We start from the raw sequence: 11,240 nt of genomic DNA, 5'->3' as shown, positions 1-11,240 counted from the left end.
TTATTAGTGGTGACCTTCAGCATAATCTGAAGAGTGTTTCTGTAGATACTTCAAGATCAGTGCTTCACTGTCTGTATCTAGGTTAACGAACGCCAACATACCGTCGAACATACCTGGCCAGGTGTTCGCGTCGAAGTGCGCTTCCGCAGGTTGAGTGTGACATACAGAACAATTGGTCTTGTAGGCTTCACGAGATTTTTCCCAAACAGGATTGATGTCGTTCAGCATAGACTCTTTCTTAATCCATACTTTCGCCGCTACTTTTTCCCAAGGAAGGCCTGTTAACTCATCCACTTTTTTCTCACCAGTCGTCACAATGTTGCTGTCTGTTGCTGCTTCTTTCATCAGAGACGCAGTCGCAATGTTCTTACCGAAGTCTTCTTGAATTACACGACCAAAACCTTTTGCTTTGCGCCAACCGTCAATTTCGATCTCAACAAACTCGCCTTTGTCTTCAAGAACTTTAACGGTCGATGCAGGATTAAGAAGACCAGCTTCTTTACTGCCTTGCGCATCAAAGTAAATTGGTAGGTGACGAACGCTCACGAGTTGCTGACCAACGCCGTAATCCGTGTTAGAAGTCATACCCTCTAGATCACCCACGATACCGCCAATGCTGTCCATGCCTGCTGGTAGGTTGTGCGCAATACCCTTGTGACAGTCAACACAGCTTTGATCTTTCTCAGCGGCTTGCTTCATTTGGATACGAGCCGTAGGAGACATTTGCTCGAAATCCATCGATTCGTAGTTGTGACAGTTTTTACACTCCAGAGATTTGTTTGCCGAGAAACGATCCCATTCGTGTTTAGCAAGTTCGATACGACGCTCTTCGAACACACCCGGTTCGTCGTAGTTGCCAAATACTTGTGCAAATACTTCTTTAGAAGCTTGCATCTTACGAGCGATCTTATCTGTCCAGTTATGTGGAACGTGACAATCAGGGCAGGTAGCACGAACACCAGAGTGGTTTTTCCAGTGCACCGTTTCTTGTAGCTCAACGTACACGTTGTCACGCATTGTGTGACAACTAATACAGAATTCTTCTGTGTTGGTTGCTTCTAGAGCGGTGTTAAAGCCACCCCAAAAGATAACACCAGCAATAAAGCCGCCCATAGTCAGCACACCTAGGCTGATATGTACAGCTGGGCGCGTCATAGTACGCCACAGTTTAATGATTAATGATTTCATTATTTGCTCTCTTAAAATCTTTTCAAAAGTGTGGTTATGAGCTCACTGGCTTACATGCCGTGCGCGCCTGGAGGTCCAAAGAAGAAGACTTGCAACATCCAAACGATGAACCCGTAGCCGCCAACAAAGGCCACACTCAGAATTGGGAAGAGAACAACTGCAATGAAGAGGAACGACTTCCACTCCAGGGAGCGTTTTTCACCACTCTCAATTTTATTAACATCACTCATACATTTGCCTATTTTGTATCTAGTGTTATTGAAAAGCCCGCGTAACCAAGCTTAAGTTTTTTACAATCTCTAATGGAAAATGTTAGACCATACTAATAGTAGGGTTCAATCAAATAAGCGACCTCAGACCTTGTAATTCAACACTTTTTTGAGCTCATCCAGAGATATGATGGATTGATGTTATTTATTAAAAAACATGAACAGATGTGACAAAATAAGTCTTTTAAGGAGTTGTTAAATAAACAACATTTAAGAAACATCGATCACATTTAAATCGTAATTACCATGCCATAAATCGACTTAAAAACTCCGAAAAAGATAACCACTTGTAAACAGAATGCTGCGTATTAATGTCTAAAATAGCACTCAAGGTTTACTTTAAGAACAGCAAAAAGTGCACATAGTGGTTCATATAAAGGGGAGGCTTAGATACAATTATTCGCGTATTTTCAAGGAGCGATTATGGATAACGTGGTGGATATAAGCTGGGTCAAACTGGCACTGTTTGGTTTGATTTTATTGGTCCCCTTCTTTATCAATGCCCGCTACAAATTAGGGATAGCAAAAGACACGATAATCAGTGTTATCCGAATGACATTTCAGCTCATATTGATTGGCGTGTATTTAGAATATCTTTTTCAATTAAACAGTTTACTTGTCAATATACTTTGGCTTGCCATCATGCTACTGATTGGTGCCAGCTCAATTGCGGGAAAAGCTCAGTTACCTAAAAAGCCACTTATGCTTCCGCTACTAACGGGCCTTACCTGTGGTCTAATACCACTTCTGATTGCAATTACAGCAGGCCTAGTGCAACCATCCCCTATTTACAATGCGCAGTACATGATCCCACTTGCTGGTATGTTATTGGGTAACAGCTTGAGTAGTAATATCATCGCTCTTCAGAATTTGTTTACGGCTTTTGAGCAGAGACAAGCAGAATATGAGGCTGCAATCTCACTTGGAGCCTCTCCTCGCTACGCATCCTTCCCCTTCATTCAGGAGGCTCTTAGAAAGTCCCTTGCCCCGACTTTAGCTTCTATGGCCACTACAGGGCTGGTTACCTTACCGGGTATGATGACCGGTCAAATTCTAGGTGGCGCGAGCCCGATGGTTGCGATTAAATACCAGTTAGTAATTATGCTGGCTATTTTCGTTATGTTGAGTGCCTCCGTAACCATAACGTTAGAAATGACATTGCGCTGGGTACAAACCAAAGAAGGCCGAATCAAGATAAAAATCGAGCAACCCGAATCGACCAAAACTCACGGTTAGTTGGCGCTTGTGGGTAAAGCCCGTTAAACAACTTATGTTGCCAAGTCGAACGTACTTATAACTGAATAACTCAACTATTCTTCGAGCACTCATCAAGACGCTTTCAGATGAAAAGTCAGGCAGAATTCTTTTTGATATAAGCCTCTAATTTTATGAAATTTTCTTTGCAAGTTTAGATACGCACGACCTTTGATACAGGTTATCCACAGAAAATGTGGATAAGCCCCCAAAACCCATACGCAACCAGAAACATAGCAACATAAGTGATCAATCGAATCGTCATGCATTGATCACGTGACTGACATGTTCTAATTTTAAAGTAAAGGCAGTGACCACAAACTTGGAGAGACGTACATGGATGTCTTAATGATCAAAGAAAATTACGATGAACTCCTGTCCGATGCACCTCTGGATTGGCTCGTTCAAGAACCAAAGGAAGTAACTTCTCATTGGCTCCCAACCGATTTTGGCATCAACGAAGAGTTGATTTAGCATGACTCGACTTATTTGACATTTGCAGAGACAAATAAAAAGAAAGGCGAACCATCTGGTTCGCCTTTCTTGTGATCTTCTAAACTTATCGCAAATGGTTATCTTCATCGCGTAGATAAATCATCCAATACCACATGCCAACAAATACGCCACCACCAATAATGTTTCCTATCGTAACAGGAATTAGGTTGTTTACGATGAACCCCATCATGTTTAAGTCCGCGTAGTTTGCAATATCTGCCCCTGTCATTTGCCAAAACGCTTCTGGCGCAAAGTACTTAATACCAATCGCCATAGGTACTTGGAACATGTTCGCAATACAGTGCTCAAAACCTGCCGACACGAACATAGCCACAGGCAAAATCATGACCGCTATTTTATCTGTCAATGTTCGCCCACTAAACGTCATCCAAACTGCAATACAAACTAATACGTTACACATGATGCCAAGCGCAACAGCAGCAAAGAAACCATGATGTAATTTGTGTTGGGAGATCGCCATCGCGTTAAGACCAACTTGGCCATGATCAAACATATATTGCTTGGTAACTAGCATACAGGCCACGAGCAAAATGGCCCCAACCATATTGCCAAAGTAAACCACCAACCAGTTTTTGATAAGTGCTTGCCAAGAGATTTTTCCACTCGCACGCGCAACTAGTGTCAGTACAGAGCTAGTGAAAAGCTCGCCGCCAGTAACCACCACCAAAATCAAACCAAGGCTAAATGCCAGACCACCAATGAGTCGTGTAATGCCCCAAGGCAGCTCGCCTGCGCCTGTCGTTACTGTGGTATAGAAGATGAAAGCAATACCAATATGAAGCCCCGCAGAAATGGCGAGCAGAAAAGATTTGATTGGGGCTTTCGTTGCTTTGCCTACCCCCACTTCAGCTGCGCGTTCCGCAGCTTGTGGCGGTAATAGTGAGTCAAACTGATTAAAGTTCATTCTGGTGTAACATTTAGAAACATTTAAAGAGGCGCGGATAATCGCTCTATTTCCCTATTTTTTCAAGTGCTATTTGGCGTGTTTACTAAAATCGTTGTTATTGGGAGATCAAGCAATAAATAGCGCCTATCATTCGCTACCGTAAGTATCATTGATACTTAACAAGTATTCGGCCTTTCGAACAAAGATCCTGCGTTATATCAGCCTGATAGCGCCATACTTAACACTTCTTGTCGTTGAATGTTGCCCAACGCTACTTTTCAGACTAGCTTGGTAAAAAAAGCGCAAAGGAATCATTTATGAAATATTCAGCTGAACATATCGCCGAATTGAATCTACTTCTTCAGTTCGACCTAAGTAGTGCTGCAACTGGTATTAAAGTTCATACAGACGCGTCAGAAGAAATGCAGGCAGCCGTTGCTCGTCTATATGAGAAGCAACTTTGTACACAGCCTGACGGTGGTTATCTAACAGACGAAGGCATTGAAGTTGCAGAACATGCAGATAAGATTTTAAGAGTTTTGTCTGTGTAATTTGAACAAAAAACGCCACCGAACTCGGTGGCGTTTTTTAGTCCTATATTTTTCCTGTCGATGCCTGCGGCAATAATCGCTTTTTCATTTTGCTAAATGGTTGAACCTTGTCATACAACCAGTTAAAACCAGTAGCATAAAATAGGAAGAAAACGAGGAAGCCGGCTTCCAGCATCAGAGCTTGAAGAAGCGTAATTTCTAAGAACCAGGCAATCACAGGTAGAGAGATAAAGATCAATCCTCCCTCGAAACCAACAGTGTGTCCAAGCCGCATCGCTAAACTTCGCTCAGCTCGATTGCCACCAAACCACTTATCAAAGTACAAGTTGTAGATGTAGTTCCATATCACGGTATACATACTCAACCCGACCCCAACTAACGCGAGATCACTAGAGCCCTTTCCAGTGATCAATGAAGCCGCTGGTACAATAATCGCGAGTGCGATTAACTCAAAAAGTACTGCATGAAAAATTCGTTCGTTACGAGTCATATTTCTCTATCCAAATAGTTCTACTCAATGCTTAGAATTTTATCTATTATTTAGATAATCAAAAGTTAGATACCATCGGTTTAAGCGATATGTTTACCATCGAACAACTGCAAGCTTTCATTGCTACATCAGAAGCAGGATCATTTTCAGGAGCAGCTAGAAAACTGGGGCGAGCTCAATCTGTAGTGAGCCAGCACATCATGAATATGGAGATCGACTGTGGCGTTGAGCTTTTCGATCGATCAGGCAGGTACCCTAAATTAACTGAGAATGGCCTCGCTCTCGTACCCTATGCGCAAGCAACAATCAGCCAACTCGACCGCCTAAACAATAGGGCATCGCAGCTCTTTTCCACGCCAACGAACAAATTAGTCTTAGCTATTGATGAAGGGATTCCTCTGACTCGCTTGCCGGATGTGCTAAAGAAGTTAGAGCAACGCTTTCCACACTTACAAGTTGAATGCTTAACGGCATCAAGCCCTGATATCATTGAATTGGTTAAGTCGGAACGCGCCACGACTGGGATTATTTTGAGTGATTTACAAATGCCAAGGCACATCGATTTCACCAATCTTGGCAATATTGCATTTGATGTCTATGTCTCTTCAACACATCCTTTAGCAAAGCAGCAAATCACTCACATTGATCAACTAAAACAACATCGTCAATTGGTCATACGATCCAAAAGTGCAGAGCCATGTGGTCTCAATCAAGCATTTAGCCCAGATATCTGGTACGCTGATAACTACTATATTTTGTTGGAATTGGCGAATAAAGGGTTTGGTTGGTGCTTTCTACCACAGCATTTAGTCGCGTATTCACCTAATACATTAAAAAAAGTTGGGGATGATTTCACAAAACTGGCTTGGCAAGTCAATGTTGACCTTATTCAGCACCAGAAATGGCATTCAGATCCCCTCCATCAACAAGCCAAAGCAGAACTGCTCAACCTATTCGGGCAGACATAAGTAAGTAGGAAGACCCAAATGGCAAATACATTGATCGTAGGTGCAGGCTGGCTCGGAACTCCGCTAGCAGAAACATTGATGAAAGATGGACACTATGTTGTCGTCACTCGTCGTAGCCAAACTCGATTAAAAGAGTTACCCACCTCATTAACTCACTCCGTATTGTTCGATTTCAATCAATTGAACGCCACAGCACGGCTAGATGAACTGCTCAAACAGCATCAAATTACGCACGTTATCGGTGCTTTTCCTCCAGGATTTCGTAAAGGACGCGGTCAAGAATATGCACAGCAATGGCAAATACTTGCCAACGCAGCTAAGCAAAACAACGTTGAAAAACTTCTCATGATCAGCTCTACCACGGTTTACCCTAACCTTGCTTCCGATATGGAAGAAGCTGACGCGTCACTCTCTTTAGCAGCCGAAAGCCCTTATTTCTCTGACAATGCACGTATTATGCTTCAAGCAGAGCAGCATGTTATCGACTCGAATATTAACTTTGTTATTCTACGTTGTAGCGGATTAATCGGGCCAGATAGACACCCATCTCGCTTTGCAGCAAGGCTTCAACAAGTTAGTCGTAAAGCACCAGCTAATATGCTTCATCAAGATGATGCTGTCTCGGCTGCGAAATTTGCCTTAGGCAATTTAAGCAACCAAGTCATTAACGTTACTACACCTCATACTGTCAGCAAGGCTGAGTTCTACCAAGCTGCCATAAACAAAATCGGAAGTGAGATACCTCTTCCACCCGTCACAGAGCAAGCTGACAAGCGTATTCTTGCTGACAAACTACTCTCACTTGGTTATCGATTTCACTTCAATTCAACTTTGGATGCGCTATGAGACTCTATAGACATATAGAAACGCTTTGGGATTACATGCAACTCAAACATGAACTGAAACCTGCGGACTGTTTGTTTGTGATGTGCAGTAATGATGTGCGTGTAGCGGAGCACGCTGCCAAGCTCTACCACCAAAAGTTGGCACCTTTGATTGTATTTTCAGGGGGTGAAGGTCGCTTCACAGATGGACTGTTTGAAAAAAGCGAAGCAGAAACCTTTGCCGAGATTGCAAAGATGTCGGGCGTTCCAAGTGAAGCAATTTTGCTCGAAACTGAATCCACAAACAGTGGAGAAAATGTTCGCTTTACTGAGCAACGATTAAAAGAGGAAGGAAAACAGTGTTCCTCGTTTATTCTGGTACAAAAACCGTTTATGGAGCGTAGAGCAATCGCGACATTTGAAAAACAGTGGCAGTCACCCTACACTCAGCTCCAAGTAAGCTCTGCGGCTCTTCCATTTTTTGAATACATTAATGAAGACATGCCATTAATGATGGTGCTAGAAGCACTAATGGAAGATTTCTCTCGCGTAAAAAGCTATCCAGAGAAAGGATTTCAAACCGAGCAGAACATCCCTCAGCAAGTCGAATCTTCTTACCAGGTTTTACTCGAGCGGTTTGGTTTTGACTTAGTCTAACTTTTTCTAACCGACAACAAAAAGCCACCAAGTTCGGTGGCTTTTCTGTATCAATACGGCTTATTTACCGAGCGCTTCTTTGTAATGTTGGCGGCATACGGAGACATACTTATCGTTACCGCCGATCGCAACTTGATCGCCTTCTTTAATTGCCACGCCGTGTTCATCGGTACGAATAACCATATTCGCTTTGCGGCCGCAATGGCAGATTGTTTTGAGCTCAACCAGCTTGTCTGCCCAAGATAATAGATACTTACTGCCTTCAAAAAGTTCGCCTAGAAAATCGGTGCGAAGGCCGTAACACAATACTGGAATATGCAACTTATCAACGACTTCAGTAAGTTGATAAACTTGTTCTTTCGACAAGAACTGACACTCATCAACAAGAATACAGTGACGTTTTTCAACCTCATTCAGAGCTGCGATCTCCTGATACAAATTGGTATCCTGACGAAATAAATGTGCGTCAGATTGAAGACCAATACGAGAGCTCACTTTACCGACACCAAAACGATCATCTAGCGCAGCCGTAAAAATAACTGGCGTCATGCCGCGTTCTTGATAGTTGAAAGAGGATTGAAGAAGCGTTGTTGATTTACCCGCATTCATTGCTGAGTAATAGAAATACATCTGAGCCACAGAGCATTACCTAAAGTTAAAGTTTTAATTTATGGAAATGGAAAATAAAAGGGCTGAATTATCAGCCCTTTAAAAATGAAAATTCAATTACTTACGACGCCACGTTGTGCCTTCTGGACCATCTTCCAGAACAATGCCCATTTCGGTCAGCTTGTCACGAGCCATATCTGCATTCGCCCAATCTTTCGCAGCGCGAGAATCATTACGCAGCTTGATCAGAGCTTCGATTTCAGCCACTTCATCATCGTTACCCGCATCACCTTTTAGGAAGGCTTCAGGATCTTGGTGAAGAATACCGATCACGTCAGCTAGTTCACGCATTAGCGCACCGAGTTCGCTCGCTTTCTCTAGGTTTTCTGTCTTCAGGCGGTTAACTTCGCGCGCCATGTCGAACAGAACTGAGTACGCTTCTGGTGTGTTGAAGTCATCGTTCATCGCTGCAGTGAAGCGAGATACGTATTCTTCACCACCAGCAGGCGCCGCGTTTAGGTCTAAACCACGTAGAGATGTGTACAGGCGCTCAAGCGAAGCACGTGCTTGGTTTAGGTTATCTTCGCTGTAGTTTAACTGGCTACGGTAGTGACCAGACATTAGGAAGTAACGCACTGTTTCAGCATCGTAGTGACCAAGAACGTCACGGATAGTAAAGAAGTTACCTAGAGATTTAGACATCTTCTCACGGTCTACCATTACCATGCCACTGTGCATCCATGTGTTCACGTATTGTGTATCGTGTGCACAGCATGATTGCGCGATTTCATTTTCATGGTGTGGGAACTGAAGGTCAGAACCGCCGCCGTGAATGTCGAAGTGGTTACCTAGGATTGAAGAGTTCATTGCTGAACACTCAATGTGCCAACCTGGACGACCAGGACCCCATGGTGACTCCCACGTTGGTTCACCCGGCTTAGACATCTTCCAAAGTACAAAGTCTAGAGGGCTGCGTTTTGCTGTTTCGATATCAACGCGCGCGCCAGCTTGAAGCTGATCAAGGTCTTGCTTAGAAAGCTTGCCGTATTCGTTGAACTTACCCACTTCAAACATTACGTCACCGTTATCTGCAACGTATGCAAAACCGCGCTCGATTAGCTTCTCAACCAATTCGATGATTTCAGCAATAAACTGTGTCGCACGAGGTTCAACGTCCGGACGTTTCATGTTCAGAGCATCAAAATCAGCGTGCATTTCACCAATCAAACGCTCAGTCAATGAATCGCAAGACTCACCATTTTCTGCGGCACGTTTGATGATCTTATCGTCGATATCTGTGATGTTACGTACAAACGTCAGATCATAGCCCAAGTAGCGAAGGTAACGTGATACAACGTCAAAAGAGACGAAAGTACGACCGTGACCAATGTGACAGAGATCGTAGATGGTAACTCCACAGACATACATACCGACTTTGCCAGCTGTAATTGGTTTGAATTCCTCTTTCTGTCTTGTGAGTGTGTTATATATCTTTAACATGATCTCTATCTATGATTGTGAATGAATAAAAGAAGATGAGTATATCAACTCCAACCTAGTTAGGTAATAGCAATTAACCGATAAAACGATAATCGGCTAAACTTCAAGCACAAAACGAAGAATTTCCTCTTCCTGAGTTTTTAAAGCACTAGAACTTAGGCTAGAATCTCGGGCTCAACACAACACAGTAAAGGAAAGTAGCATGATCACCCTTCACACTAATTTTGGTGACATCAAGATTCAACTAAACGAAGAGAAAGCGCCAGAGACAAGCGCAAACTTCCTTCAGTACTGCCGCGACGGTTTCTACGACAACACGCTTTTCCACCGTGTTATTGACGGCTTCATGATCCAAGGTGGTGGTATGGAGTCTGGTCTACGTGAAAAAGCGACTCGTGCACCTATCAAGAACGAAGCAAACAACGGCCTAAGCAACAAAGTGGGTACACTTGCTATGGCACGTACTATGGAGCCGCATTCAGCAAGCTCTCAGTTCTTCATCAACGTAAACAACAACACATTCCTAGACTTCCGTAGCGAAAGCCTAGACGGTTGGGGTTACTGTGTGTTCGGTGAAGTAATCGAAGGCATGGACATCGTAAATAAGATCAAAGGCGTTAGCACTGGTTCTTACGGCATGCACCAAGACGTACCTCTAGAAGACGTAGTAATCACTGGTACAACAATTGAAGAGTAATTCTTAGGAATTATTTTTAAAAGATAAGTTAATGGGGAGGCATAGCTTCCCCTTATTTCTATGACGACATTATTTATTTCCGATCTTCACCTTACCCCATCACGTCCTGATATCACGGAATGTTTTGTGACGTTCATGCGAACAGAAGCAACAAAAGCTGATGCACTTTATGTACTCGGCGATCTGTTTGAGTTCTGGATTGGTGACGATGACAACACCCCTTTTGCAGACCAAATCCGTGCAGAATTTAAAGCACTGACGGATGCGGGTGTGCCAACTTTTTTCATCCAAGGCAATCGAGATTTTTTACTCGGCAAACGCTTTTGCAAAGAAACCGGTATGACATTACTCGACGATGTCTGCACGATTGATCTTTATGGTCAAAAAGCCGTAATCCTACATGGCGATACGCTCTGCATTGACGATGTGAAATACCAAGAGTTTAGAAAAACCGTTCACAAGCCATGGCTACAATGGTTGTTTAACCGTATTCCTTGGTTCATTAAGAAGAAAATTGTCTCAAAAGTTCAATCCGATATTCGTGATGATAAAATGAGCAAGTCATTAGATATCATGGACGTTAACCAAAATGAGGTCGAGAAAGTGATGTCTCAGAACTGCGTCAACATAATGATTCATGGTCACACACATCGCCCGAACACACATTTTTTTGACGTCGATGGCATTAAAAAGACCCGAATTGTTTTAGGGGATTGGTATACGCAAGGCTCAGTTTTAAAAGTAAATTCTGATAGTTTTGACCTGCAAACGAGACCGTTCATACAGAATTTGCGTTAAGCATGTAGAGCGTGTAGAAGATTCACGCTCAAG

General features: G+C 43.1%; 14 protein-coding genes. 8 read left to right on the top strand and 6 right to left on the bottom strand.

Features of this window, described 5'->3' with window-relative positions; all coding sequences use genetic code 11:
- Positions 1-3 precede the first annotated feature (3 nt).
- A complete protein-coding gene (gene torC, locus R7P72_RS09985) occupies positions 4-1,188 on the bottom strand; it encodes a pentaheme c-type cytochrome TorC (RefSeq protein WP_005378139.1) in 1,185 nt (394 codons plus the stop codon).
- Positions 1,189-1,238: 50 nt separating this feature from the next.
- Positions 1,239-1,418 carry a trimethylamine N-oxide reductase system protein TorE gene (gene torE, locus R7P72_RS09980; protein ID WP_005378141.1) on the bottom strand — a complete coding sequence of 60 codons (180 nt, stop codon included), beginning with the start codon at positions 1,416-1,418 and terminating at the stop codon, positions 1,239-1,241.
- 462 nt (positions 1,419-1,880) lie between these two features.
- Between torE and R7P72_RS09975 the strand changes: the two genes are divergently transcribed.
- Both R7P72_RS09975 and R7P72_RS09970 read left to right on the top strand, forming a co-directional pair.
- A complete protein-coding gene (locus R7P72_RS09975) occupies positions 1,881-2,693 on the top strand; it encodes an ABC transporter permease (RefSeq protein WP_033905097.1) in 813 nt (270 codons plus the stop codon).
- A gap of 354 nt (positions 2,694-3,047) precedes the next feature.
- Positions 3,048-3,185 (top strand): hypothetical protein, encoded by a 138-nt coding sequence (locus R7P72_RS09970; protein ID WP_005378145.1) that lies wholly within the window; start codon positions 3,048-3,050, stop codon positions 3,183-3,185.
- An 85-nt stretch (positions 3,186-3,270) separates the two neighbouring features.
- On the opposite strand, the gene focA is transcribed toward R7P72_RS09970, so the two are convergent.
- On the bottom strand, positions 3,271-4,131 hold the full coding sequence (gene focA, locus R7P72_RS09965) for a formate transporter FocA (RefSeq protein ID WP_005378146.1): 861 nt from the start codon (positions 4,129-4,131) through the stop codon (positions 3,271-3,273).
- A gap of 299 nt (positions 4,132-4,430) precedes the next feature.
- Here focA and R7P72_RS09960 point away from each other — a divergent pair, with 299 nt between their 5' ends.
- Entirely contained in the window at positions 4,431-4,664 is a 234-nt protein-coding gene (locus tag R7P72_RS09960) for a TIGR02647 family protein (protein WP_005378148.1), read from the top strand.
- A 43-nt stretch (positions 4,665-4,707) separates the two neighbouring features.
- Here the strand turns inward: R7P72_RS09960 and R7P72_RS09955 are convergent, their stop codons facing one another.
- On the bottom strand, positions 4,708-5,154 hold the full coding sequence (locus tag R7P72_RS09955; RefSeq protein ID WP_005378150.1) for a PACE efflux transporter: 447 nt from the start codon (positions 5,152-5,154) through the stop codon (positions 4,708-4,710).
- 89 nt (positions 5,155-5,243) lie between these two features.
- Between R7P72_RS09955 and R7P72_RS09950 the strand changes: the two genes are divergently transcribed.
- From R7P72_RS09950 to R7P72_RS09940, 3 genes are read left to right on the top strand one after another with little or no spacing between them, the layout of a single operon-like run.
- Positions 5,244-6,122 carry a LysR family transcriptional regulator gene (locus R7P72_RS09950; RefSeq protein ID WP_005378151.1) on the top strand — a complete coding sequence of 293 codons (879 nt, stop codon included), beginning with the start codon at positions 5,244-5,246 and terminating at the stop codon, positions 6,120-6,122.
- A gap of 18 nt (positions 6,123-6,140) precedes the next feature.
- Positions 6,141-6,968: an NAD-dependent epimerase/dehydratase family protein gene (locus R7P72_RS09945; protein WP_054729131.1), complete on the top strand. Its 828-nt coding sequence runs from the start codon at positions 6,141-6,143 to the stop codon at positions 6,966-6,968.
- Entirely contained in the window at positions 6,965-7,603 is a 639-nt protein-coding gene (locus R7P72_RS09940; protein ID WP_025766874.1) for a YdcF family protein, read from the top strand. The genes R7P72_RS09945 and R7P72_RS09940 overlap by 4 nt, the downstream gene beginning before the upstream one ends.
- A gap of 60 nt (positions 7,604-7,663) precedes the next feature.
- On the opposite strand, the gene R7P72_RS09935 is transcribed toward R7P72_RS09940, so the two are convergent.
- Positions 7,664-8,242, bottom strand: a complete 579-nt coding sequence (locus R7P72_RS09935) for a thymidine kinase (RefSeq protein ID WP_005378154.1) — start codon at positions 8,240-8,242, stop codon at positions 7,664-7,666.
- Between the two features lie 87 nt (positions 8,243-8,329).
- Positions 8,330-9,712: a cysteine--tRNA ligase gene (gene cysS, locus R7P72_RS09930; protein WP_005378155.1), complete on the bottom strand. Its 1,383-nt coding sequence runs from the start codon at positions 9,710-9,712 to the stop codon at positions 8,330-8,332.
- 202 nt (positions 9,713-9,914) lie between these two features.
- Here cysS and R7P72_RS09925 point away from each other — a divergent pair, with 202 nt between their 5' ends.
- Together R7P72_RS09925 and lpxH are read left to right on the top strand one after the other, a co-directional pair.
- On the top strand, positions 9,915-10,409 hold the full coding sequence (locus R7P72_RS09925) for a peptidylprolyl isomerase (RefSeq protein WP_005378156.1): 495 nt from the start codon (positions 9,915-9,917) through the stop codon (positions 10,407-10,409).
- Between the two features lie 60 nt (positions 10,410-10,469).
- Positions 10,470-11,207: a UDP-2,3-diacylglucosamine diphosphatase gene (lpxH, locus tag R7P72_RS09920; RefSeq protein WP_005378157.1), complete on the top strand. Its 738-nt coding sequence runs from the start codon at positions 10,470-10,472 to the stop codon at positions 11,205-11,207.
- The last annotated feature ends 33 nt before the right edge of the window (positions 11,208-11,240 follow it).

It is taken from the genome of Vibrio sp. Vb0888, from assembly GCF_033338835.1.
Classification (GTDB): domain Bacteria; phylum Pseudomonadota; class Gammaproteobacteria; order Enterobacterales; family Vibrionaceae; genus Vibrio; species Vibrio alginolyticus.
The sequence above is the reverse complement of the archived record's forward strand: the minus strand, read 5'-3'. Positions and strand labels throughout refer to the sequence as shown.

What these genes read in the sequence shown, in the direction of transcription:
- R7P72_RS09940 (WP_025766874.1), top strand. Translation starts at nt 6,965, where the DNA reads ATGAGACTCTATAGACATATAGAAACGCTTTGGGATTACATGCAACTC.
- R7P72_RS09960 (WP_005378148.1), top strand. Translation starts at nt 4,431, where the DNA reads ATGAAATATTCAGCTGAACATATCGCCGAATTGAATCTACTTCTTCAG.
- R7P72_RS09970 (WP_005378145.1), top strand. Translation starts at nt 3,048, where the DNA reads ATGGATGTCTTAATGATCAAAGAAAATTACGATGAACTCCTGTCCGAT.
- R7P72_RS09955 (WP_005378150.1), bottom strand. Translation starts at nt 5,154, where the DNA reads ATGACTCGTAACGAACGAATTTTTCATGCAGTACTTTTTGAGTTAATC.
- R7P72_RS09950 (WP_005378151.1), top strand. Translation starts at nt 5,244, where the DNA reads ATGTTTACCATCGAACAACTGCAAGCTTTCATTGCTACATCAGAAGCA.
- torC (WP_005378139.1), bottom strand. Translation starts at nt 1,188, where the DNA reads ATGAAATCATTAATCATTAAACTGTGGCGTACTATGACGCGCCCAGCT.
- R7P72_RS09975 (WP_033905097.1), top strand. Translation starts at nt 1,881, where the DNA reads ATGGATAACGTGGTGGATATAAGCTGGGTCAAACTGGCACTGTTTGGT.
- focA (WP_005378146.1), bottom strand. Translation starts at nt 4,131, where the DNA reads ATGAACTTTAATCAGTTTGACTCACTATTACCGCCACAAGCTGCGGAA.
- R7P72_RS09925 (WP_005378156.1), top strand. Translation starts at nt 9,915, where the DNA reads ATGATCACCCTTCACACTAATTTTGGTGACATCAAGATTCAACTAAAC.
- lpxH (WP_005378157.1), top strand. Translation starts at nt 10,470, where the DNA reads ATGACGACATTATTTATTTCCGATCTTCACCTTACCCCATCACGTCCT.
- torE (WP_005378141.1), bottom strand. Translation starts at nt 1,418, where the DNA reads ATGAGTGATGTTAATAAAATTGAGAGTGGTGAAAAACGCTCCCTGGAG.
- R7P72_RS09945 (WP_054729131.1), top strand. Translation starts at nt 6,141, where the DNA reads ATGGCAAATACATTGATCGTAGGTGCAGGCTGGCTCGGAACTCCGCTA.
- cysS (WP_005378155.1), bottom strand. Translation starts at nt 9,712, where the DNA reads ATGTTAAAGATATATAACACACTCACAAGACAGAAAGAGGAATTCAAA.